This is a genomic window from Cohnella algarum (assembly GCF_016937515.1).
GTDB lineage: Bacteria > Bacillota > Bacilli > Paenibacillales > Paenibacillaceae > Cohnella > Cohnella algarum.
Genome location: NZ_JAFHKM010000002.1, coordinates 3,236,872 through 3,261,340, shown reverse-complemented (window position 1 = coordinate 3,261,340; position 24,469 = coordinate 3,236,872). Strand labels below are relative to the sequence as shown.

The 24,469-nt window shown below is 58.4% G+C and carries 17 protein-coding genes; 1 reads left to right on the top strand and 16 read right to left on the bottom strand.

The features are described 5' to 3' along the window. Nucleotides 1-6: 6 nt before the first annotated feature. The 4 genes from JW799_RS14535 to JW799_RS14520 all read right to left on the bottom strand — a co-directional run bounded on the left by JW799_RS14535 (nucleotide 7) and on the right by JW799_RS14520 (nucleotide 5,244). Complete coding sequence (locus tag JW799_RS14535; protein WP_080834820.1) at nucleotides 7-894, bottom strand: carbohydrate ABC transporter permease; 888 nt, start codon at nucleotides 892-894, stop codon at nucleotides 7-9. Between the two features lie 15 nt (nucleotides 895-909). Further along, entirely contained in the window at nucleotides 910-1,767 is an 858-nt protein-coding gene (locus JW799_RS14530) for an ABC transporter permease (protein WP_080835542.1), read from the bottom strand. A 100-nt stretch (nucleotides 1,768-1,867) separates the two neighbouring features. Beyond that, a complete protein-coding gene (locus JW799_RS14525) occupies nucleotides 1,868-3,538 on the bottom strand; it encodes an extracellular solute-binding protein (protein WP_080834822.1) in 1,671 nt (556 codons plus the stop codon). 311 nt (nucleotides 3,539-3,849) lie between these two features. Beyond that, nucleotides 3,850-5,244: a family 4 glycosyl hydrolase gene (locus JW799_RS14520; RefSeq protein WP_205430424.1), complete on the bottom strand. Its 1,395-nt coding sequence runs from the start codon at nucleotides 5,242-5,244 to the stop codon at nucleotides 3,850-3,852. Between the two features lie 177 nt (nucleotides 5,245-5,421). Here JW799_RS14520 and JW799_RS14515 point away from each other — a divergent pair, with 177 nt between their 5' ends. Beyond that, nucleotides 5,422-6,267 (top strand): helix-turn-helix transcriptional regulator, encoded by an 846-nt coding sequence (locus tag JW799_RS14515; protein WP_080834826.1) that lies wholly within the window; start codon nucleotides 5,422-5,424, stop codon nucleotides 6,265-6,267. Between the two features lie 236 nt (nucleotides 6,268-6,503). On the opposite strand, the gene JW799_RS14510 is transcribed toward JW799_RS14515, so the two are convergent. From JW799_RS14510 to JW799_RS14455, 12 genes are all read right to left on the bottom strand, one after another. Next, nucleotides 6,504-7,703 (bottom strand): MFS transporter, encoded by a 1,200-nt coding sequence (locus JW799_RS14510; protein ID WP_205430423.1) that lies wholly within the window; start codon nucleotides 7,701-7,703, stop codon nucleotides 6,504-6,506. Then, nucleotides 7,700-8,449, bottom strand: a complete 750-nt coding sequence (locus tag JW799_RS14505; protein WP_080834829.1) for a glycerophosphodiester phosphodiesterase — start codon at nucleotides 8,447-8,449, stop codon at nucleotides 7,700-7,702. Before JW799_RS14505 ends, JW799_RS14510 begins: the two co-directional genes overlap by 4 nt. 306 nt (nucleotides 8,450-8,755) lie before the next feature. After that, a complete protein-coding gene (locus JW799_RS14500; RefSeq protein WP_205430422.1) occupies nucleotides 8,756-9,034 on the bottom strand; it encodes a PQ-loop repeat-containing protein in 279 nt (92 codons plus the stop codon). A gap of 230 nt (nucleotides 9,035-9,264) precedes the next feature. Further along, nucleotides 9,265-10,638: an ABC transporter substrate-binding protein gene (locus tag JW799_RS14495; RefSeq protein WP_080834833.1), complete on the bottom strand. Its 1,374-nt coding sequence runs from the start codon at nucleotides 10,636-10,638 to the stop codon at nucleotides 9,265-9,267. Nucleotides 10,639-10,747: 109 nt separating this feature from the next. After that, a complete protein-coding gene (locus JW799_RS14490) occupies nucleotides 10,748-12,352 on the bottom strand; it encodes a response regulator (protein ID WP_205430421.1) in 1,605 nt (534 codons plus the stop codon). Further along, on the bottom strand, nucleotides 12,349-14,121 hold the full coding sequence (locus JW799_RS14485; RefSeq protein ID WP_176220717.1) for a cache domain-containing sensor histidine kinase: 1,773 nt from the start codon (nucleotides 14,119-14,121) through the stop codon (nucleotides 12,349-12,351). The genes JW799_RS14490 and JW799_RS14485 overlap by 4 nt, the downstream gene beginning before the upstream one ends. A 69-nt stretch (nucleotides 14,122-14,190) precedes the next feature. Next, the gene (locus JW799_RS14480; RefSeq protein ID WP_080834838.1) at nucleotides 14,191-15,036 is read right to left on the bottom strand and encodes a carbohydrate ABC transporter permease; all 846 of its coding nucleotides are present in this window, start codon (nucleotides 15,034-15,036) and stop codon (nucleotides 14,191-14,193) included. Nucleotides 15,037-15,054: 18 nt separating this feature from the next. Then, nucleotides 15,055-15,987, bottom strand: coding sequence for a carbohydrate ABC transporter permease (locus JW799_RS14475; protein ID WP_139787163.1), 933 nt, complete (start codon nucleotides 15,985-15,987; stop codon nucleotides 15,055-15,057). 259 nt (nucleotides 15,988-16,246) lie between these two features. Beyond that, nucleotides 16,247-16,615, bottom strand: a complete 369-nt coding sequence (locus JW799_RS14470; RefSeq protein ID WP_205430420.1) for a DUF4180 domain-containing protein — start codon at nucleotides 16,613-16,615, stop codon at nucleotides 16,247-16,249. 100 nt (nucleotides 16,616-16,715) lie between these two features. Next, a complete protein-coding gene (locus JW799_RS14465; protein ID WP_205430419.1) occupies nucleotides 16,716-18,452 on the bottom strand; it encodes a sensor histidine kinase in 1,737 nt (578 codons plus the stop codon). A 20-nt stretch (nucleotides 18,453-18,472) separates the two neighbouring features. Beyond that, on the bottom strand, nucleotides 18,473-20,110 hold the full coding sequence (locus JW799_RS14460; RefSeq protein WP_205430417.1) for a response regulator: 1,638 nt from the start codon (nucleotides 20,108-20,110) through the stop codon (nucleotides 18,473-18,475). 117 nt (nucleotides 20,111-20,227) lie between these two features. After that, nucleotides 20,228-24,445, bottom strand: coding sequence for a glycoside hydrolase family 9 protein (locus JW799_RS14455; RefSeq protein WP_205430415.1), 4,218 nt, complete (start codon nucleotides 24,443-24,445; stop codon nucleotides 20,228-20,230). Between the last annotated feature and the right edge of the window lie 24 nt (nucleotides 24,446-24,469).

Here is a 24,469-nt window from a genome sequence, read left to right as displayed (position 1 = left end):
TTGCGATTATCCTTTAACGCTGCCGAGCACGATGCCCTTCATAAAATAGTTCTGGAGAAACGGATAAACGAGCATGACCGGCAGCGCTCCGAGAAAAATTTGCGCGGCCCGGGTCGTTCGCTCCGAGACGTTTTCCAGCTGATGAATCGCATCCATCGCGCCGAGCGCCGTGAAATCCAGTTCGATGATGATGGTTCGCAAATACGTTTGCAGCGGGTAGTTTTCCGGCGAATTCATATAGATCAGGCCGTCGAACCAGGAATTCCAATGGCCGACGATGTTGAACAGCAGCAGAGTGGCCAAGGCCGGAATCGACAGCGGGAGCATGATTTTCCGCAGAACGGTCCAATGGCCGGCCCCGTCCATATGGGCCGCTTCGACCAGTTCCTTCGGAATGCCGCGAAAAAAATTAAGCAGCATGACTACGTGGAAGACCGGAATCGCGCCCGGCAGCACGAGCGCCCAGATCGTGTCCATGATTTGCGTTTCCCGGACGACCATATAGGTCGGAACGAGGCCGCCGTTGAACAGCATCGTGAAGACGATCGCCCACGCATAGAACGTGCGCATCGGGAATTCCTTCGTCTCCCTGGACAGCGGGTAAGCAAGCAGGATCACGAGCAGAAGGTTCAGCGCGGTTCCGAGAGACACCTTTTGCAGCGTCACGCCCAACGATTTGAAAAATTCGGGTTTATTCAGCACGTAGCGATACGAATCCGCCGTAAAATCGATCGGCCACAGGGAGACCAGCCCGGCCTCGGCTTCCGTACTTGAACTGAACGACACGGCTAATACATGAACGAGCGGGAGAACGCACAGCAAGGCCATAACCCCGAGGAACGCATAGTTGAACACATGAAAAATAATTGCGGACAACGACCGGTTTTGCACCATGGCATGGCCTCCCCTCTAGAAAATTCGATAGTTTGCGATCCGGTAGGCGAGAACATACGAGACGACGATCAAAACGAACGATACGACGGACTTGAACAGCCCGATCGCCGTCGCCAAGGCGTACTTCGCCTGCAAAATGCCGGTACGGTAGACCAACGTATCGATAATATCGCCGGTCTCGTAGACGGACGGACTGTAGAGATTGAATACCTGGTCGAAGCCGGCGTTCAGAATATTGCCAAGGCTGAGGGTCGCGACCAGCACGACGATCGGCACCATCCCGGGAAGCGTCACGTGCCGAATTTGCTTCCACCGGTTCGCCCCGTCGATAACGGCGGCTTCGTACAGATGAGGGTTAATGCTCGTCAGTGCCGCGAGATAAACGATCGTATTGAAGCCGAAGTCTTTCCACAAATCCGACAGAACGAGCACGTAGGGGAAAATATCCGCGTCTCCGAGAAAAAAGATCGGCTCCGCGCCAAACAGCCCCAGAAATTGATTTACGATGCCTTTCGAGGGAGACAAAATATCGACCAAAATGCCGCCCATGATGATCCAGGACAAAAAATGCGGCAAATAAATCAGCGTTTGCACCGTTCGTTTGAACAGCATCATTCGCACTTCGTTCAGCAAAATCGCAACGGCGATCGGAAACGCTTGGCTTGCGATCACTTTAAGAACGGAAATATAGAAGGTGTTCCAAACGACCTGCGAAATGTTCGGAAGGTTCAACGCATAGGTAAAATTGTCCCAACCGACCCACTCGGAGCCCGAAATGCCGAAGGCCGGCTTGAAATCCTGAAACGCCATGACAAAGCCGAACATGGGGAGATACTGGTAAATAAACAAAACGATCAATCCCGGGACAATCATCAGGTGCAACGTCCAGCGCAACTCTATCGACTCTCCCTGAGCTTAATATCCATGGGGCGGACGGAAAGAACGGCCTTTTCCCTCCATCCGCCGCATTCGGTTACTGCGAATTTTTATACCAGCCGTTGACTTCCTGCGTGATGGCGGCGCCGCCCAGGTCGTTCCATTCTTTTACGAACTTGTCGAAGCTTTCGATCGGCTCGCCCATGATGATTTTCGTAAACGCGGTCGCGGCCAAATCGCTCAGAATGCTCCCGTTGTCCACCATCAGGTCCGTAGGCAATCCTACGTACCGGTCGGAATAGAGCAAATCTTGCTCGATGTAACGGTTGACAAGCGATAACGATCCTTCCGGACCGAAAATTTTCGCGTACTTCCACATGCTCTTGTCGCCCGCGTTGAAATCCTGGATTTGCTTGTAATGCTCCTGCTGCTCCGGATTGAGCTTCTCCGCGCTCCCCGTTTCGAACGCTTCTTTGATCTGCAAATGGTTGTTCAGATTTTTCTTTGCGCCGTAAGTGCGGACGACCTGATACTTGTGGGAATGATGCTCGCCGTCATAATTGAACTGCGGGTCGGCCGTCTCGCCGAAAAACTTCTCCGCGAACAAGTTCATCATCTTGACGATGGCCGCCGGGTGCTCGGCCGTTTTGCTCGCGACGAAATAGACGGGCGGATTGTAGGAAACTTGCGGTTTGGCCGGCTCCCCGTCAATGCTCGGAATCGGATAGAACTGCCAATCGGCGCTCGGATCCTTGTCCATCGTTTGCTGCAGCGGATTGAGCGGCTGCGACATCGTTCCGAAAAACATGCCGACTTTGCCCGCGATGACATCTTCGCCGATGCCGGACTTGGCCGAAAATTCCGTATCGAGCAAGCCTTCCTTGTACATCTCCTGCAGTTTGGCCAACGCCTGCTTCATTTCGGGCTGCACGAGACCGTTGACCAAACCGTCGCCCGCTTCATTCTCTATCCAAATGTTGGTATACGCGTGAAAGCCGTTGAAAAATCCGGCCAGCCCGCCGCCCGCCCCGAAAAGATCCTGGGTCAGTCCGAGCCCGGTCGTATCGTTTTTCCCGTTTTGGTCGGGATCGTCGTTTTTGAACGCTCTGGCAATTTCGATGACGTCGTCCATCGATTGCGGCTCGGACAACCCGAGATTGTCAAGCCAATCCTTGCGGATCCACAGCATCGTCGAGTTGTCGATGGCGGCCGTCACGTACGGAAGACCCATCAGTTTGCCGTCGATTGTCGCGGATTGCAAGCCGACCCCGCCGTCTTCGTTCAACTTCTCCTTGGTCAGCGGCGTCGCGTGCGTTTCGTACAGCTCCGTCAAGTCCGCCAGCATGCCGGCCTCGTGCAGCTCTTTTAATTGCGCCGGTCGCACCTGGAAGAAGTCCGGAAGCTCGCCAGACGAAATCGTTAGGTTCAGTTTTTCCCAATAACCCGCGGAATCCGTTACCCAAAGATTTTTGATTTGGATCCCGTATTCGTCCATTAACTCGCGCGTCCAGATGTTGTTATCCAGGGAATCGCCTTCGCGGAACGTCGTATTGGTCAACTGGTCTCTTCCCATCGTAACGGTGATCGCCGGCTCGTACTTGCCGACCGGTTCCGTTTCGGTCGCCGCCGGGGAAGATTCGCTTCCTCCGCTGCCGGCGGACGGCGATACGGACGGCTGCCCGTTCTCGCTGCCGGCGCAGGCGGCAAGACCGGCGAGCGAAGTCAGAATCAGCGAAACGGATAACCATTTTTTCAACGCGTGCTTCAATGAAATCAATCCTCTTTTCAGTAAGTTTTTGTCGTGGACCGATACGTCGGGGAAGTGAGCGATGAGAAATCAGGCGATGTCCGAAGCAGCTCCTTTTGTTTGTGTTCACCTCTCGTTTGGACATTTGCTCGTTTTTGATTAATTTGTTCATATCCATAATGGTAGCAAGATCATCGTTCAAGTGAAACCGAATTGGGTTAACGCAATGTTTGGCGAACGTAAAAACTTCGGGAAATAAAAAAAAGGCTGCCCCGGAGGACAACCTTGCTGCAGCGGGATTCCTTTTGAGTAAAATGCCTTTCGCCGCCCGTTCAGGATTTCGCAAGCTCGAACCACTCTTGCGGCAGCGCGTCCTTCTCCAGCTCGAACAGCTCGTCGATGATCCGATCCGCGTCGGCGATGGAGCTGACGAGCGGATCGGTCAGCATCGCCCGGCGCAGCTTTTCCCGGCTGCGCTGCACGACCGCTTCCGCGGTCAGCTCGTGCGTATCCAGCACGAGCTCCTGCATGCCGCGGATGCCGCGCGGCATTTCGCCGACCGGGAGCGGCTTCGGGCCGTCCATCGTCACCTCGCACAACAGCTCGAGGAAGGCGTCGTCGTTCATGTTGGAGACCGCGCCCCGGTTGAGCGTGTTGATAAAGAAGGGCTTGCCGAGTCCGCCGACCATGCTTTCGATAATATCGGTCGCATGATCCGGGCCGAACGAATTCATATATTCGGCAATCGGCGTCTTCCCGCTTAGAAAGCCGTCGACCTGCTCCCACATTTCCTCGTGTCTCCGGTAACGGTCCTCCGTTTCCCAGATCGAAAGGGGCGGAATCGCGTCCTTCAGCTTTCCGAGCCCCTGCCAGTAGCGGACATACTCCTTCGTGTGCGCCACGCACGTCGGCACATAGCCGAAAATTTCGTAAAGCTGGTAGCCGATGGCGTCGTTATGGAGCGCCTTCGCTCCGGTGTCGCCGCCGAGCGTCGCCGTCTCCGCGTCCCGCTTCAAGGAATCGCCGATTTGCGGCATGACGTCCCGGCCCTCGTATTCCGCTTTCAGCAGCCACGTAAAGTGGTTCACCCCGGCAACGCGGAAGTCGAACCTGGCGTCCACGTCCGGCGTATATTCCGATTTATCCTTAATAATGCCGGCGCGAAGCGCGTAATGCAGCTTTTTGTGCGGCATATGGTGCGAGTCGCACAGGGCGAAGCTCTTCAGCTTCGGGGCGTATCGGGCGAGCGCGATGCCGTGCACGGTCGACGGATTGATATAGTTGATGACCCACGCCTCCGGACAGATGGCCTCGATGTCGCGCGCGCAATCCATAATGGCCGGCAGCTCCCGCATGGCGCGGAAGATGCCGCCGGGGCCGATCGTATCGCCGGAGCACATGCGGATGCCGTACTTTTCGGAAACCGCGCAATCGATTCCGCGATATTTCACCGTGTCCTCGGCAAAGCTGAGGACGACGAAATCGGCATCCGGCAGCACCTCCTGGCGGTCGGTCGAGCCTTCGACTTTAAGTTCGACGCCGTTGTCCGCGGCGACCATCCGCGCGAGCCGGACCATTTTGTCCAGACGTTCCCCGTCCGTATCGACCAGCGCCAGCGTGCCTTTGTTCAAGTAAGGGGAATGAACCATTTGCCAAATCGACTGCCGTCCGAAAAACAAGCTTCCCGCTCCGATGACGACCACTTTCGGGTGTTGAGTCGCACTCATTGCCTTACCCTCATCCCTTCGTATGGTGATAGCATCATTGTACAAACGGGGCGAAAAAGGTTGAATATGCGGGAGTACCGACTTCCTGTCAAATAGTATGATGATTTAACCGCTTCCAAGATTGCTGTATAATCGAATTATGAATGGCATGCTGCAAGGTAAGGAGGCGCTCGCGAAATGCCCCCTCATATCGGCTTGTTCGACGAGCTGTCCGAATGGATCTCGCTGCGCGTCAGCTCCTGCCGCGAAGAAATCCATGGCGAAGACTGGCTGGAAAGCAAGGCGCACAACGATTACGATTTATGGTTCCTCCGGGAAGGAATCGTCCGGCTGCAGGTCGGCGAACGCCAATATGTGGCCGGACCCGGGGACCTGGTGTTCTTTTATCCGCATATGCCGTATACGGCCATGACGCAAGCCGAAGGGTGCCGATTCGTTTATGCGCATTTTGAATTCAGTCTCGGGGAGCAGCTGCGGATTTTGGACGATTTTCGGCTTGCCGGCATTTGGCCGGGCGGTCTCGTTGGCGAGGAAGCCGGCATGTTCCTTCGTGCGCACGATCAGTCCCGGGCCTCTGCCGCCTATGCCGGCGCCCGATTGTACTTGAAAGGCTGTCTCTCGATCGTCCTCGCCAAAATCATCGGCCTCTGCGGCCAAGGGATTGGCCCGGCGGGTTTCGGCGACGGCGTTCGGAGCCGCAAGCCGTCCGTCGGCAGCTTGGCGGTCCTTGAGCCCGTATTCCGTCACATTCAGCTCAACTTGAACCGCTCCATCCGCATGAACGAGCTCGCCGGCATCGCGGGCATGTCGGAGAAATATTTTATCGCCTTTTTCAAAAAAACGCTCGGGATTACGCCGGGAATGTACGTGAACCAAATCAAGATGAACCGCGCCCGGGACTATCTCTATCAGCAAAAGCACTCCGTTCAGGAAATCTCCGCCATGCTGGGATATCCGGACCCGTTCACCTTCTCCAAAGCGTTCAAAAAATACTACAACGTGCCTCCTTCGAAGTTTATATGATTCGCAAACCGGTTACCGGGAGCCTTCGCCGTGCCGGAAGCGACGCCAGCCTCTTTTCGCCAATGGCCCTGCCCTTTCCGGCCAGCTGTTCGTTCCGGGCTTCTTCTTCCGGGACAGCGACGAGAACGGCACCCCGTAACAAGACGACAAAAACAGGCAACTCCGCACCGGATGCCTGTTTTTGTTTGCTTAAGGTTTACGGGACCCTATGGAATACGTCGGCCTGCAACGCGAAGCTACCCTTCGAACCGGGCGGCATCCGGCGACACCCCCGCCGTTTTGCCGTCGTGCTTGACCATGAGGAGAAACAACAGGGCCAGCAGCATTCCGCCCGCCGCGCAAACGAACAACGAGGCGTAGCCGAAGCGGTCGATGACAAGGCCCAGCAGCGGCGGCGAAGACAGCGCGGCCAGCGAGGACGCCAAGTAGTACAAGCCCGTCCGCGTGCCGATGCTCCGTTCCGTTCCCGTCGAGACGACGAACGGATACGAGTTGATATTGATGCACGCCCAAAAGATGCCGCCGAGCGCGAGCAGGCAGCGCAGCACCGCGACCGTCTCGACGAGCGGTACGACGGCGAACACGAGAAACAGGCCGCAAATGCCGATGAGAATCGTTTTTTTCTTGCCGAACCGGTTGCCGAGCCAGCCGCTCGGAATCGCGAACAGCACGAAAAACAGCGAGAAAAACGTCAGCGAAAACGAAGCGGCGCTCTCTTCCAGCCCGAGGTGATGCTTCCCGTATAACGTAAACAGCGATTCGACGCCCTGGTACGAGACGAACCAGAAAAAGATCGCCGCCAGCAGCAGGACGGTCGTGCGGTTCAGTTCGCCGCGCAGCCGGATGCGCCGGGGCTCGGCCGCCGCCGGAACGACGGAATCGCGGTTTTCCTTTATGTACCGGTGCAGGATGAAAAGCGAGAGCAGGGTGATGACGGCCGCGGCGATAAACGGAAACGAAGGATTCGCGCCGTACAGCGCCGACCCGGCTCCGAACGCGATAATGCCGCCGATGCCGCCCATAAAGTTGATAATGCCGTTGGCTTTCGTTCGTTTCGCTTCCGGCGTAATGTCCGGCATGAGCGCGATGGTCGGAGACCGGTACAGGCTCATCGCCAAATTCATCAGAACCATAAAAAGAATCAGCGTGAGAAAGCTCGTATGCAAGGGAATGAGAACGACGAACAAGGCGGCGAGCGGCATTCCGATCAGCAGGTAGGGCATTCGCCTGCCGAACCGGGATACGGTTTTGTCGCTGCGGTTGCCGATCCACGGCTGCAAAAACAGGGCGAAGTAATTGTCGATCGTCATCATGAAGCCGATCATCGCAGTGCTGGTCAAAAACTCGTCGAGAAAAAACGGAACGAACGCGTTATAGAGCGCCCACGTGATGCTGATGCTAAAAAAACCGAAGCCGAGCAGCCACGTTTTTTTCACCCGCGTTGAACCTCCGTCTCCTTGAGCAGTTCTCCCAGCCGGTCAGGGTAATCGGTTATGATGCCGGAAACGCCCGCGGCGAGCAGCCTGCGCATTTCCTCCGGCTCGTTGACGGTGAACGGGTAATAGACGATTCCCCGCCGGGCCGCTTGCTCCGCCCACTCCGGAATGACCGCGTAATGGAACGCGTGAAGGGCTTCCGCGCCGACGCGCGCCGCGTATTCCCACGGCTCGTACAGCCCTTCCATATAGAGAATGCCCGTCCGCACTTCCGGCGCCAGCCGTTTGCACTTTACCAGCGAATAATGATTAAAGCTGGAGATCATGATACGGTCGCTCATTCCGTATTTGCGGATCTCCTCGATGACCGTCTCTTCCAAATTCGGGTACACGACGACGCCGTTTTTCAGCTCGAGGTTCACCTGCAGCGAAGTCGGTTTGACCAATTCCAGCAGCTCTCCAAGCGTCGGCACCGTTTCTTTGCCGAAGGAGGGGTCGAACCACGAGCCGGCATCCAGCCGCTTCAGCTCTTCCAGCGTCACATCTTTCACGAGCTTCGGCGAACCGGTCGTCCGCTGCAGCGATTCGTCGTGAATCAAAACCGGATGGCCGTCGGACGTCATCTGCACGTCGGTTTCGATGGCCGTCGCTCCAAGCGCGATGGCCCGCTTGAACGCGGCCATCGTATTTTCCGGGCAATAGGCGGATGCGCCTCGATGGGCAATGTTCAAAAATTCGTTCGTCACGCGACGCCAACCTCCGTTTCGGGCGGATCTTTTTCCCAATTATACAATAGATGCTTTCCGGAAGATCCTCATTATTGTAAAATTTGCGCCGGAAACCGGGTCCGGGGAGCCGAATATGAAGAGGTTCTTGCGTGAAGCGTGGATTGAAACGAAAAAGATTCGGTGGTATACTTGACGCAGAAAAGGCTTATGATGTAAAAGGAGCCGTGCGGCGAACACGACTCCCTCTGCAATAGCCGCTCTTGAGGGCGGTGGCTTATAGGAATTAACGGCAGAAATAGACCGCATCCTTTGGGCGAGGGCGGTCTATTTTTCTTTTGTGTTCCTGTACCTAAAGATGAGTACAAGAATAAACAGCATCAGAAGCAGCGACAAGCTGTTCGTAACGAGAAAGGCGTAGCCCACCCCCTGGGTCGCCAGCCGGACGGCATAAACCTCCATCAAGCCGATTCCGATAAACAAAAGCCGGAACGTTTTCGGATTCAAATCCCGGACCGATTTCGTTTTCAGGATTTGCGCGATTTGCGGAATCCAGCCGAACGCCAAAATGATGCCTCCGACAAGCTGAAACAAAGCAAATACCATGTCATTCGCCTCCATACCGTAAGGTATGCCGGAGGCTTGCCGGTTGACTTCTCCAGGTCGGATGGGAGCCAAATTTTGCAGGGCGGGAACGGATGTCCAGAGACTCTGTTTCGTCGAAATTCGGGGGGCGGAGGCTTCGCCAAAAAAGGAGCTGTCCCCAAGGCCGGGTTAACGACCTTTGGGACAACTCCTTTTGCGACCCGTGGCATGCCCGGGGAAAATCATGCCGCCTACCCGTTTTTGCTCAGAACCTTGTCCGCTTCCTTGCGGAATTCGGCGACGACCTCGTCCACGGTCGCTTTGCCGAACTGCTGCTTTTGAACGATCTGCTCGAACAGTTGGCTTACTTCGCCCGACCCCTTCGGGCCGCCGTCGTACCAGCCCGGGTTATGGTCGCCGATATAAGTCAGCATATCCAGCATCTTGTTGTCGACTTCCGTAAACTTAGGCTTCAGGTATTCGACCATTTTCCGATTGTCCGGAAGCCCTCGCTCCAGCTCCAGAATGTCGGCCGCTTCCGTGGAGTTGATCATGAAGTCCGCGAACAGCGCCGCTTCCTCGGGGTGCTTGGTGTTCTCGTTGATGCAGAGGAAGATTCCCGGCAGCAGCACGCTGGCCGTGCCCGTCGAACCGCTGGCGCGCGGAATCGTCGTCATCTCGAGCTTGTCCTTCAGCATTCCTTCCATCGCCGTGTAGTACGGAACGAAAAGCGGCCCCTCGAACGCGACCGTTCCTTTGAGGATGGGCTCCTTGGCCGGATCGTAAGTGGCGAGCTGATACGAGGCCGTCTCGCTGGCGGGCGGTACGATGCCTTCCTTCCGCGCCCGGTCCCACATTTCCAGCCATTCCTTCAGATTCTCGTCCTTGTAGGCCAACTGGCCGTCCTTGTACAGAACGTCGCCCTTGGAGAACAGGTAGTACATGAACGCTTCGAACAGCCCGGCCATGTCGTTCGTGCCGTACTTGCCTTCGCCGAGCTTGCCTTTCAAATCGCGCATCAGCTCGAAATACTCGTCGTACGTCATGTCCGGCTTCGGGGCCTCCGCGCCGGCCTGCTTCAGCATTTCGCTGTTGTAGAACAGAACCGACGCGCTTTGGCTAAGGGGAAGGCCGACAAGCTCGCCGTTAATGGTGCCCATGTTGGCGAGGAGCTCCTGGTTCAGCCCGTCCGTATTCAGCGTCTTCCCGACATAGGGGGTCATGTCCTTCAAAACGCCGCGCTGCGCATAGCCTTGAATATAAATGAGGCTCATGCTCATGATGTCGGGCGCATTGCTTCCCGCAATCTGCGTGGCCAGCTTCTCCTGGTAAGCGCCGAATGCGGAATACTCCGGTTCGATCTTGATATTGGGGTGAAGCTCCTCGAACTTCTCGATCATCTTGAGCGTCCGGTCGTGCCGCTCTTGCGCGCCCCACCACGAGAAGCGCAGCTCGACGGTTTTGCCGGCCGCTTGCGGATCGCTTCCCGCGCCTTGAGCGGTGCTGCCGGCCCCGCCGTTCGCGGAGCCTCCGCCGCCGCAGCCGGCGAGCGCGCCGGCAAGCAGAACGGCAGCGGCCGCCGCCGTTACGGTTCTTTTGCTGAGTTTCGATATTGCCTTCGCCAACTCGCACACCCCTTTTTTTCATTCGATGTTAATTTGCCTTACACCAAAATCATAAGCTTCGCCCGGCTTTGAAGAAATAATGCAAATCTACAATTATTTTCGTAAAACTCTATTGATTCAGTTCGGAAGGATTGAAGCCGGTCACTTTTTTGAACAGCTGGCTGAAATACGCGTTGTTCTTGTAGCCGACCATCGCCGAAATCTCGTAAAGCTTGTAATTCCCGGATTTCATCAGCTCCTTCGCCTTCTCCATCCGAACCCTGGTCAGGTAATTGTTGTAGTTCTCGCCCGTCGCCTGCTTGAAAATCTGGCTCAAATAATTGCGGGTCAAAAACACTTTGTCCGCGATCATTTCCAGCGTAATATCCTCGGAATAGTGATCGTGAACGAACCGGATGATGAAATCGACGGTTTTTCGGTGTTTGGCGGACGCTCTTCTCGCCATGACCTGACATACCGATTGCACGATCTCTTCCATCAAAACGGCCAAATCCTCCATAGAGCGAAGCCGCTCCAATCCGGCATACGGATTGCGGTTCAGGTGCAAGTCGTCGATCTTCAGCCCATGCTCGTAAAGCGCGACGGCGACGACGCCGATGAATTCGATGGCGGCCTCCCGGAGCATGGCGACGCTAAGTCCGGGCAGGGCGGACAACTCGGCCAGGCAGCTCTCGAGCTGTTGGCGGGCGAGCTCGCTTTGGCCTTGCATGGCCGCGTCGGCCATGCGGCGGCAGCTCTCGATCGTCCGCGGAGGCTGGGTCCTTCGCTTGACGGGGACATCGCCGGGAGTCGCGATCTTCCGCCCGGCCGCGTACAAGCCTTCGCGCATGAGCTTCATCGCTTCCCGATAGGCGAAGGGAATCCTGTCGGCGGATTCGGCGACAGGGCCGATCGCGGCTCGCGCATTTGCGCAGAGCGCCGCCTCCATGCATTCGATGGCCTTCCCGGCGGCCTGGGCCGCCTTTTTCAGCACGGCTTCCGGCTTTGCCGCCGCGTTCTCGGTTACGATCAGGGTGAGCGCGTTCAACTGAACGTCCGCGACATATACGCCCTTCATCGCGGCGACCGTCTCTTCGACGGACCGGGCGCCGCGGGAAAAGAGGGCCGGCCAATCGTGCGAATCGGCCGGTCCCCGCTCTCCGCGCCTGAAACACTCCAGGACGGCGACGCCGAAAACGCATGCCGTCAGGCGGACGCCCAAATCCGCAACGCCTCCCTCTCCGGCCAATTGCGATTGCCCGCGCTCCAGCAGCTCCTTGAACAGCTGCCTGCGCGCCGAAGCCCGGTTGTACTCGAGCAGCTCGCGCAGTTCCCTTTCCTCCCGCCGCGCGCGGCCGCTCGCCAATATATGCTCCGCAGCTTCGACAAGGACCTCTTCGATCTCCTCGACGGTGGCCGGCTTCGACACGTAATCCCGCACCCGCAGCTTGAACGCGGTCTGGGCGTGCTTGAAATCCTCATAGCCGCTAAGAATGACGACCTCCGCCTCCGCGTTCGACCGGCGCAGCCTTTTCAGCATCTCGATGCCGTCCATGACGGGCATGTAAATGTCCGTCAGAATGAGATCGGGCCGCGTTCGTTCGATCAACTCGAGACCTTCCCGGCCGTTTTCGGCCACGCCGACGACTTCGATATTCATGCGCTTCCAGCCGATCGATCTTTTCATCCCGTTCAGCGTAGCCGTATCGTCGTCGATAATGACGGCTTTGATCATGCTTCCTTCGCCTCCGCCTTCCATTGTGGATATTCCCGCGATACTTTCGGAATCCGAATGTCGATGACGGTTCCCCGGTCCGGGCGGCTGTCGATCTCGACTCCGTATGGATCGCCGAAGTACAGCCGGATTCTCTCCCGGACGTTCTGGATGCCGCTGCCGTTCAGCGCCTTTTGGTCGTAGCGTTCCCCGGCGTCGATTCCTTTGCCGTCGTCGGTCAGCCGGAACCGGATATCCGCGTCCTTCTCCTCCGCCGTCACGACGATCGTCCCTCCCGTTGCCCGGTCGATCCCGTGAATAAGCGAATTTTCGATGAAGGGCTGCAGCAGCAGCTTCGGAACCATGTACGGGTGAAGGCTTTCCGGGATGCGGATGTCGATCCGCACCTTCGGCCCGAAATGGATCGACTGAAGCTTGCTGTAGTAGCCCAGATACTCCAGCTCGCTGCCGATCGGAATGAAGGCCGCCCCTTTCGACAAGCCCAGCCGCAGCATCTTTCCGAGCAGGGAAAGCATTCTGCTGATGTCGGAGGCGCCGCGCTCGATGGCGCGCCAGTTGATCATGTCGAGCGTGTTGTAGATAAAATGGGGATTGATTTGCTCCTGAAGCATCTGCAGCTCGGCTTCCCGCTTGCGCCGGTTCTGCTCGTTCACTTCCGCGAGCAGGTCCCGAATCCGCCGGATCATCAGGTCGATGCTGTCGTTCAGTGTGCCGAATTCATTCTGGTAATCGTTCCGGATCCGGATGTCCAGCCGGCCGCTCTTGATTCGGGAGACATCCTGGATCAAACGGCGAATGGGAGCCCCGAACTGGCGGGAAAGCAGCCAGGCCATGCCGATCGCGAGCGCCGTGCAGGCCACGGCCGCGAGAAGAATGACGTTCTTGATCTTGCGGCTCGCCTGGGTAACATTGTTCCAGGCGATGGAGTCCGCTACGATCCAGCTGGAATTCGGCTGCTTGTCCCAGATGAGCAGCATCTTCCGCCCGGAAGAGAAAACGGCGAACCGGTCGGGGTTCGCCTCGCTCAATATTCGGGTAATCCGCGCATTCGCGTCGCCGTTCGCGAAGGAATTCTCGTCGCCGCTGACGACCTCCGTAATCAGCCGGCCGGACGAATCGATCACGTAGCGCGAATCGTCGGGGAGCTGGCCGGACAGTAGCTTGTTTACGTAGGCCAGCTTCATGTTGACGACAAGCACGCCGACCTCCTTGCCCGAGATGGCCGTCACCTTGCGGACGAAGCTGATGACCCGGTTGTCCGGCTCGTCCGTGCCGGTCCGGGCTTCATGGGCGCCGAGCCAGCTGTAGTCCGCGTTTTTCGTCTGACTGTACAAGTCGTTTTCCTCGAATTCCGCATAGTTGTACAGAGCGTTCGTGCCGAAGCGTTCGGTCGACTCGATGGTGCGGCTGTACAGCTCGACGGAGTGCACGCCCTCCTTGATATAGCTCAGGCGGCTGATCTGGTCCAGAATATCCCTTTTCTGCTGGACCCGTTCGTACGGCTCCCCGGCTCCGTTCAAATAATGGATGATTTTCGGATTGCTGCTGAGCGCGAGCGAATCGTTTTCGATTACCTGCATCTGGTTGACGAGCTGCTTGTTGATTTCGCCAAGGAGCAGCTTCCGGGAGGCGATCATCTGCTTGACCGTCTCCTGGGTCGTGATCGTATAGCTGGCAGCCCCGATCACCCCGATAAGCAGCAGGGAGAAAAACAGGAAGGAGAAGAAGAAGGTATAACGGAACGAAAACACTTTGAACGGATTCTTCATAAGCAACCACCCGCGTGTTAAATTAATTAACATTATAAATGATTGTCTTATAAAAAGGAGCCCCGGCGATTATTTGAGCCCCGTCGTGGCGATGCCTTCCACGAAATGCTTTTGGGCCATCGCGAACAGGACGAAGCTTGGCACGATGCCGAGAACGGACATGGCGAACATCGGACCCCACGTGATCTCGGAGCTGTTGTCCATGAACAGGCGAAGGGCGAGCGGAACGGTGAACTTGGCCGTATCGGTCAGGTAAATCGTCTGCGCCAGGAAGTCGTCCCAGGACCAGATGAAGCAGAACAAGGCGGTCGTCACCAGCGCCGGCGCGCAGAGGGGGAGCAGAATTCGGACACCGATGCCGACGACCGAGCAGCCGTCGATTTTGGCCGATTCGTCCAGATCCCGCGGAAGCCCGCGGATGAACTGGATGATCAGAAAGACGAAAAACGGGCTTGCCGCGACGAAGTGAGGCACGACCAGCGGCAGCGTCGTCCCGATCCAGCCGAGATGCTTGAATAAAATATACTGCGGTACGAGCGTCACCTGGGTCGGCAGCATCAGCGTCAGCATCAGGATCGCGAACCACATGTTTTTCAGCGGGAAATTCAGCCTGGCGAACCCGTACGCGACGACGGAGCTGGAGACGACGGTTCCGACGACCGACAGCCCCCCGATAAAGAACGAGTTCCAGAAAAAATGCGCGAAGGTGTAACCGGGTATCGCATTCCACCCGAGAGCGTAATTTTCCCAGACGAAATGATTCGGGAACAGGCCGCCGCCGATAAAATCCTCGTTGCTTTTAATGGAATTGCCGAACAGCCAGACGACGGGATAAATCATGACGAAACATCCGGCGATAAGCGCGAAATACCGAAACGACTTGTGAACAATGCGCGATTGCGGCGATCCGACCATGCGGCTTCCTCCTCGGACTCAAGATTCGTAATGGACCCACTTTTTCGACGACCCGAACAGCAGGCCGGTAATGACGGCGACGATCAGGAGAAGAACCCAGGCCAGGGCGCTGGCGTACCCCATGTCGAAGTAGGAGAAGGCCTCGCGGAAAAGATAGAGCGCGTAGACGAGCGTCGAATTCATCGGCCCGCCGTCCGTCACTACGTAGGCCTGCGTAAACATCTGGAAGCTGTAGATCGTCTGCATGACGATATTGAACAAAATAAGCGGGGTCAGCATCGGAAGCTTGATCCTGAAAAACGTGCGGAACGCCGAAGCGCCGTCGACGGAAGCGGCTTCGCTTAGCTCCCGGGGCAGCTGCTTCAGCCCCGCGAGAAAGATGACCATCGCGGAGCCGAACTGCCACAGCGCGAGCAGGATCAGCGTGTACAAGGAGGTGGACGGGTCGTTGATCCAGTCCATGCCCCGAATTCCCGCGGCGGCCAGCAGCTTGTTGAAGATGCCGTTGTTTCCGAAGATGTCCCTCCATACCATCGCGATGGCGACGCTGCCGCCGATCAGGGAGGGCAAGTAGAAGACGGCCCGGAACAGGGGCATTCCCCGGATCGACTTGCTGAGCAGGAGCGCGATGAGCAGCGCGACGACGAGCTTGAGCGGAACCCCCAGCAGCACGTAAGTAAACGTGACCCGGATCGAGGTCCGGAAGTCGGGACTGTCGGTGAACATTTCCTTGTAATTGGCCAGGCCCGTCCAGCTTGGGCTGGACAACAGATCGTAATACGTGAACGAAAGGTAGAGCGATTGAAGCATCGGCCACAGCGTGAGCGTCAGAAAACCGATCAGCCACGGCGAGATCAGGATGTAGCCCCATATGCTTTCAGGAAGCTGCCGGGAAGCCGCAGCTTTGGCTTTTCGGGCTTTGGGGACGCTTTGCGCCGCCATTCGAGTCATTCGAGTATCCTCCTTCTGTCTCCCGGATGTCGCACTTTCTTACATTGTAGACCGGAGGATGCTCGTTCCATATAAGGCAAATCTATAATTAATAACGGATTGTTCGAAAGTTTCGGGCATCGGTGTCAGGAAATCTGTCCGTAGGGCTTGCGCTTTTGTCCGAGGATCATGACGCCGGAAAACGATCCGAAGGAGCGCCAAGGGAAAAAGAGGCCATCCTCAAGGGAGAACCCCCGGGATAGCCTCGCCCTTTCAATATTCACGTCACGCTTCGGTGAAGCCCTTCGAGCGCCTCGGCTTCCGTTTGCTTGAACAAAAACCGGCCGCCTTTGTTGCTTTCGTAAATAAAGTCGTTCAAGCTCTTGCTGTTATACCCGGCGAATTCGCCGACTATGGCCACGTTCATGCGGTAATTCGTATATTTTTGCAAGATTTCCCCGGCCAGCTTCGTTTTTAATTCGAAGAAGTCGTCCGCGATGTTCTCTTTTCTCAGCAGCATCTTGTCGCATCCGTCGTATCGGACGGTCGCCATCAAATCCAGCGCGTCGTCCACGCTCCCGATCAAAATGCCGTCGCCCGATACGATGGCCACTTTGGAATCGTTTTGTTGATCGACGGTAATCCTCATCGTTCGGCCTCCTCCTTTTTCTGGCAAGTTTAATCGATTATAGCACGATTCCGCGGCGCGCGGCAGACGCCGCCGCGAACAGGACCCGCGCCCGATCCCGTCAACGCTCATCCTCCCAAGCCGGGATAACGACGGTGACCTGGAGGCCGCCCCCTTCGCGCTTTTCGTACCGCAGCCCGTACCGCTCGCCGAAATGGAGCCGGATGCGCTGCTGCACGTTGCGGATGCCGTACCCTTTGTCCGTCAGTTCGCCCTCCACGATCGCCTGCAGCATCCCGACGTCGGCTTCTTTGAAGCCGTTGTCCTCCACCGTCATCCGAATCTCGTCGCCCGCGCGCTCGACGCGAACCCGGATTTCGCCTTCCCCGTCCATGCCGCTGACGCCGTGAAAAATCGCATTCTCGACAAGCGGCTGCAGCACGACCTTGGGCGTCATGAACTTCGTGGCCGATTCGTCGATTTCCCACCCCGCCGCAAACGCGTCCGGATAGCGCCGCATTTGCAGACGAGTGTAGGCCTGAACGTGCTCCAGCTCTTCCCCGATCGTAATGATCGTTTTCCCCTTGCTTAGGCCGATGCGGAGCAGCTTGGACAAATCCTTGACCATCTCGCCCACGTTCCGGTTGCCGCTGTCGATCGCGTACCAGTAAATCGAATCCAGCGTATTGTACAGCAGATGCGGCGTAATTTGGGAGTGGAGGGTCGACAGCTCCGTCTCCTTCTGCTTGATTTTCATCCCGTAGTTTTCTTCGACGGATTGGTCGAGCCGCTTCGTCATCCGGATAAACGCCCCGTACAAAATGCCGAGCTCGTCCTTGCGCAGCGGCGTGTCGCCGAAGTCGAGCTTCTTGCCCGGCTCGTAAATTTTGGTGATGGAAATGAGCCTGGCGAGCGGCTTCAAAATCAGGCGGAGCAAGTACAGCACGAAGGACAGCACCAGCAGCAAATAGACGGCGGACATGATCATGATCGTCCATTGAAAGGCGGTCTGGCCGCCCATGATGGAAGCGACCGGAATTTTGTAAATCAGTCTCGTATCGAACTTCGGCCGGTAAGAGAAAGCGTACAGCCATTCGCCGCCGCTTTCCTTGACGAAACGGTACCCTTCCGTCATCGTCCGGACGTCGTCCGGATAAGCGGCCTCGTCCCCGTTGCCGTTGCCGTTTCCGCCGCCGCCCGCCATGCCGACCTGCATCAACCGCTCTTCCTTCTCGTTCAGCAAAAAAATGCCGGTATCCTCCGGCAGCTGCACGGAGACGACATCCTCCATCAGCAAAACTTCCAGCTTCGAGACGACCAGCAAACCGATGGAACGCTCATAGCTCACCGGGTGCAAAATGCTCCGCATAAACGCGACGGTCCCCGCGCCGCTTGCGGTTTCGATCCGCCGGATGCTCGCCTTGCCGCCGTCGTTTGCCGTTTCCTCCGCCCAGGCGGGCAAGCCGGAATAGCGGTCGTCCGTATATTTGAAGCCTCTCGTCTTGTAGGCGGTGTCGACGACGGGGCGCAGGTTTTCCTCGTTTTTCATATACAGCGTATATTCCGTACCGTCCGCCGACAGGCGCTCCAGAATCCGGTCCGCCTCGTTCATTTCCGCCAGCGTTTCGATGCCGGTCCAGAACGCGTACTGCCGGGGATCGCTGAAAAACTGGTTGTTCAAAAAGGCCACGGTCGTATCGTTCGCGGAAGATAGCGTCTTTTCGATCGTCAGGTGGTTTTGCCGGACCAGCTGCAGCATCGTTTTGCCGACTTCCTCTTTTATGTCGCTCGATGCCCTGAACGCGGAAATCCAGCCGACGACGAGAAACGGGCCGATGATGAACAGAGCGAACGACAAGATGACTTTAGACTTGAGGCTCAGTCCGATTCCCCCTGTCTTTCCTTCCGGTAATCGGCAGGCGAGACGCCGACGCTGCGTTTGAAAATCCGGCTGAAATGCTCCGGCGATTCGTAGCCGACCTGGTAGGCGATCTCGTAGCGTTTTTTGTCCGTCGTCGCAAGCAGCCGCTTCGCTTCCTCGATCCGCACGGCCGTGACGTATTCCCACACGTTGACTTTCATCACTTTTTTGAACAAATAACTGACGTATGCCGGGCTGAAATGCACCTCGCCGGCGATGTCCTGGACTTTAAGCCCCCGGTCGCGAAAATGCGCGCGGATGTACTCCGTCACCCGGGCGACGATCGACTGGTCCCGCTCCAGCAGGCATTGCCCGAGCAGAGAGCAAAGCTCGGCGATATAATCGTCCAGCCGGGCTGCCTTTTCCTCGGGCGAAACCGCCCGAAAATAGGCGTCGGGGTCGAAGCGGTGGAGCGGCCACGCGGTGCCCTGGGCGCACTCGAGCAGCAGCCCGTACAGCCGGTACGCCAGCAGCCCGAAGCAGCTGTTGAACAGCTCCGGCGAGCGGGACAGCCCGGTCAGCTCGCGGACCAGCTCGCCCGTTTCTTCCGGAGAAGCTTCGCCTCCCGACAGCTTCAGCCCTTCGACGAAACGGTGGACCCGCGACACCCAGTCCATGTAATTCGTTCCGCCCGGACCGACCATGTCCTCGTAATAAAACACCCGGTTGCTCGGATGCAGGCTTCGCCACCGGACGGCCGTCGCCGCCTCCTCGAGCAGCCTCGGCAGCGCCGAAGCTTCCTTGCACAGCGTGCTTATGCCGACGGTCGCCTCGACGTTCAAATACTGCTTCAGGTTCATGCACAGCGACTGCCCGATCAGGTTGAGCTGCGATTTCACCTGGACGGGACGGTCGGGCACGTCGCCGTCGTCGAACTCGATGACGGCGACCAGTCGGCTTCCCGAGTCGTAGAACGCCAGCCCGTTCCAATCCGCAAGGCTCTCCTCCGCGATATTGACCGAGGCGAATTTGAGCAGCTTGCGGTCGCGGAGCGTAATCTCGCGGTTGCTGAAGCCCGCCCGGCCGAACTCGAAATGAACGGTAAGGAGGCCGTACCGTACGCCGCCATGCCGGGCGCCGAGCTGGCTTGTCAGCTCGGCGTAATCGGACGGCTGCAAATCCTTTTCGGTGATGAGCTCGATCAGCGCTTTTTTTCGCTGGGACAGCCGCTCCTCCCCGGATTGTTCCCGGGCGGTGCGCTCCAGCGCCTTGCGCCCGGCTTCCCCTTTTTCCAGCAGCACCCGCTTCACGACCCGGATGAGCTCCTCCAGCTCCACCGGCTTGACCAGGTAGTCCCGGGCGCCGAGCCGCAGCGATTTTTTGGCGAAATCGAATTTCTCGTGCGCCGAAATGACGACGATCGGGAGATGGGGCTGCTCCATATAAATCGCTTCCATCAATTCGATGCCGTTCATCATGCTCATCTGGATATCGGTCAGCACGAGGTCGTAAGCGTCCATCCGCAAATAATCGAGCGCCTCGAACCCGTTGTGAGCCGTTTCCACATGCACGACGTCCAGATTCGACGCGAGCAGCAAATTTTTGATCCCGGCGCTCACTCTCGGCTCGTCGTCGACAACGAGAATTTTGTACATCGAATCCCCCCTCTCCCGTACGCCCCAGTGCGCCACATCGCGCCACATTCGGCCACTGATCCGCCCCATGCAGCGCACCCCGTGCACCACATCGCGCCCTTCGGCCCCCAAGCCTCATCACTGCGTTACGATTACGTCGTCGAACAACGCTTTCGTATTCGCGTACGCCCGCGCGCCCACCTTTCCGCCGGCGAACGTGCCGTCCGTCGCGCCGATTTCCAGAACGCCATCCTTGTAAACCTGGATGGAATCCCCGGCTGCCACGATTTTGTACTCGTGATACGTATCGGGAACGACGCTCGGATTGGCGTAGGCAAGCGTCGTCCGGACGCCGTCGGCGACCTTGACGAGCTCCATTTTGCGGCCGGTGCGGTCGTTGTTTTTCAAGTACAGAACGTAGTGGTTGTTTTCGTCCGCATAACGGAAGACGAGTCCGGCATCCTTGTTTCCGCCCGGATTGTTCGAGACGCTCACCTTCGCCTGCAGCGTATAATCGGTCCAATCGGCTTCTCCCGCTACCGCGTAGCTGTTGCCGCTGCCCGCCTGGCCGACGTAAGCTCCGTCCTGAACCGACCACGTTCCGCTTGTCGCCGACCAGCCGTCCGCGTTCCCGTCGCCGAAGTCGTCGAAAAACAGCGTTCGGTCGACCGCCGGGCCCGACTGAAGCGGCGTGCTCACCGCGTTCGAGGTCGTGTCCGACGTATGAAAATAGTAGGAATGGTTGCCGTAGGGCAGCCTGGTCGTATAGGTATACGCTTTGCCGTCGGCATACGTCGTATCGCCCGGGTCGGCCGGAGCCATCCGGCGGACGACCCCGTCCACGACGACTTCGACCGCAAAGGGCGGCTCGTCGTCCGCATCGGCAAAAGTAACGCTGAACGTGAAATCCGCGGACGGCGGACCCGAAGCGGCGCTCACGCCCCCGGCCGTCAGCGTCGGGGCGCTGCCGCTTGAGACGTTCGTCGCTTTGATTTCGTCGATCAGCATTTCGCCGTAAGCCCCGCCTTCCTGCTTCAGCCAGACGGCGATTTTGACGGTTCTCTTGTTCAGCGCCGGAACGAGCGCGTCGAGGTCGAATCGCAGCTCGGTCCAGGACGTCGGAACGGCCGTCCAGCCGCCGGTCAGATTCGCCGTCCGCGAGCCGTCCTGTACTTCGATTCGCGTGCGAAGGTCCGCGTAGCCCGGGTTTTTCAGCGTCACGTTCAAATAACGGTAGCCCGACAAGTCCACTATATCATGCGACGGCTGAAATTTTGCCAGCGAACTGCCCGAGGTCGGGGTTTGCGCGAACTTGCCCGCCGTGCGCCCGTCCTCCGTCACTTTGGCGAACGTTCCCGCGCCGCCGCTCTGGTTGTACCAGTTGACCCAGTTCGTGTTCGCCGCCGATCCGCCCCACCAGCCGCCACCGCCGAAATCGTCGTACAGCAGCGGGTTCGCCGGGTCCGGCAGCGGCGGCGCCACCGTGTAGTGCGTCGAGCTGTACGTGACGTTTCCGTTCGAATCGACGCCTCTCACATCGACTCTTTTGTTCGTATACGGCGCGCTGCCGCTTTCATCGATGGCGGCGGCGTAGACCGCGCCCGACGCCGACATCGGCGCGAACCCCCCGCCAGCCGGCGCATACTGGACGGAGCCGACGCCGGGCGCGCGGTCGGCGAGCAAGGCGACGCTGCCGCGGACGTAGTCCCCGATGACGGGGGACAAAATCGGCAGCGGCTCCGGGGCCGTTCCCCCGGCCGAGCCCGCCCCCGCCGTCGCGCCGAGCCCCATGACGGCATACAGCAGCCCCGCCTGGATGCTGACGCTGAATTCGTTGTACCGCCACTGGCTGATGTTGTCGCGATAAAGGGAGCGGTCCTCGTACCAGGGGCTTGCGCTCGTTTTGCTCATCGTGTCCTTCATGTTCGGCCCGCTGACCATCGCCCCGGGAATGACGATGCCGAGCCCCTCTGCCTTGTTCGCTTCCTCGTCGAACCGGGTGTGCAGGAAATCGACGTAGTCCGTGCCGATGCCCGACACCCAGCTGATGTTCCACGGATTCGCCCCGAAAATCCAGTACATGCCCTTCTGCACGGCCCGCAGCGCCGCCGGATCCCCGAACAGCTCGTAGTAACGCATCAAATCGCCCAGATAAGAGGCGTGAGGCTCATTGACGCCGAAATTTTTGAACTGGTTAAACACGCCATAAGGCGTATCGTCCGCCACCGACAGGAAGTAGTCGACCTGCCGCTTGAGCAGGCCGTGAATGTGCGCCTGCGTCCCCGCGTCCATGACCGGATAGAGCTCGGCCATCGAGATCGGCGCCATGTCCCAGTAATTCGTCGCGTACAGGTCCTCGAAGGCCAGCCCGCCGATCGTCGCGGCCGCGGCATCGCGATAGGCCGTATCGCCCGTCAGCAAAAACAGCTCCGCCTGCGCCAGCAGCAGCGAATTGGGAAGGCCTCCCCTCGTGGAATAGGAGCCGATCGGGCCGTTCGGATTCGCCTCCGCATACTCGTAGAACACTTCCGCCGCCGCCTCGCATTCGTCGGCAAAGGCGGTCAGCTCCGCGACAAGCGAAGCGTCGACGTCTCCTTGCGCGATCGCGGCGTGGATCGCGCGGGCCGTCGCGGCGAGCGTGCCCGCCGACTTCGCCGACCCGCCGACGCTAAGATCCGTCAGCTTCCGGTCGTCCGCCGTATTCGGCACGTTGTCCGTCGACTTGTGCGGATGCTGGAAAGTCGCGTTGTTCCGGATGTTGTACATGGCCCCGCCAAGCCGGTCGGCGAACTTGATCAGGTACTCGCTGCCGAAGATCGCCTCGTCCACCAGGTCGGGAACGCCGTTGCCGTCGTTGTCGAACTTGACGTTCGGCGAATCGGCGTGGCGAACGTAGGCCAGGGCGATTTGCGCGCCGACCCACTGGTTGCCGCCGTACTTGCCGTAATCGCCGGCATCGTACCAGCCGCCCGTCAAATCGTAGTGCGCCGTGCCGTCCTCCGATTTGGCGTCGTCCAGATGCCCGGCCGGATGGAAGGCCTTGGCCGACGGCGCCGCGGTGCTGTATCCCGGCGGATAAACGTCCGAAGTCGCGACGCCGGCGCGCTGGATGCGGTAAAACGCCGTCATCTCGTCCTTGTAGCGGTCCCAAACGTTAGGCGCGATCGGAAACGGATACGACGAAATGCCGTTCGTCATAATCGCGTAGGCTTCTCCGGGAGCGGAAACCGCCGAGAAATCGATCGTATAGACGTGCTTGCCCCAGACGATTCCCTCATAAACCATGCTGCCGGCATCGACGACCGCTCCGCCGTTGGCAATTCGATAAGTCGTGTCGGTCAAATAAGTCGTCGACGTCACCGAAGCGCTCTTGAAATCGCCCGCGCTATAGCCGGCCTGGCTGACGACGACGTCGACGAGATGCTCCGAATAGACGACCGTCGGCCCCGGCTGCACGGGGGTGGCGACTTCGTCCGAAGTGGCGTCCGTCGTTCGAAAATAATACGAATGGCTGCCCGGCGCCAGTCTGGTGGCGAACGCATATGTTTTGCCGTCCGTATAATCGGCGTCCGCCGGGTCCGTCTCCCTCATGTCGTAGGCCGTATCGTCGATGACCGTCTGGATGGCGAACGGCTTCTCGTTGTCGGCATCGGCATATGTCGCGGTAAAAAAGTACATCGTATTCTGGTTATCGACGCCGCTCGAATTGGACGTCATGCCGGCATCCGTCAGCGTCGGCGCGGTGCCGGTCGACGCCGTCGTCGCGAAAATGCCGTCGATCAGCATTTCGCCGTACTGCCCGCCCGTCTGGTTCAGCCAGACGACGAGCTTGACCGCTTTTTTCCGAATGGTTGGCGTCAGCGCGTCCAGATCGAACGAAAGCTCGGTCCATTCCTCCGGAACCGTCGTCCACCCGTTCGTCAAGCCGTAGTTCGTCGTGCCGTCGTTGATTTCGAGCTTGATGCGCGATTCGGGGTAGCCCGGATTTTTTAACGTAAAATGCAAGTAGCGGTACCCCGTCAGATCAACGGTCTCGTTCATCGGCTGAAACTTCGCCCACGATGCCGGCGATGCCGGCGTTTGCGCGAACTTGCCGACCGAGCGGGAATCCGCCGTCGTCTTCGCGAAAGCGCCCGTGCCGCCGTTTTGGTTGTACCAGTTCGTCCAGTTCTGCTTGTACAGCCCGCCGCCGGCAAAATCGTCGTACAGCAGCGGGTTCCCCGGCCCCGGAAGCGGCGGGACGGCCGCCGTTGCGAAGCCGCTCGCCCCTGACAGCAATTGCAGGGCCAGCAGGAGACCCAGACCGAGACGCAGCATTTTCCTCGTCAATTCGCGCTTCTTTGTCGCTTTTCGCATCGTCCATTCCTCCGTTCGTTCGGA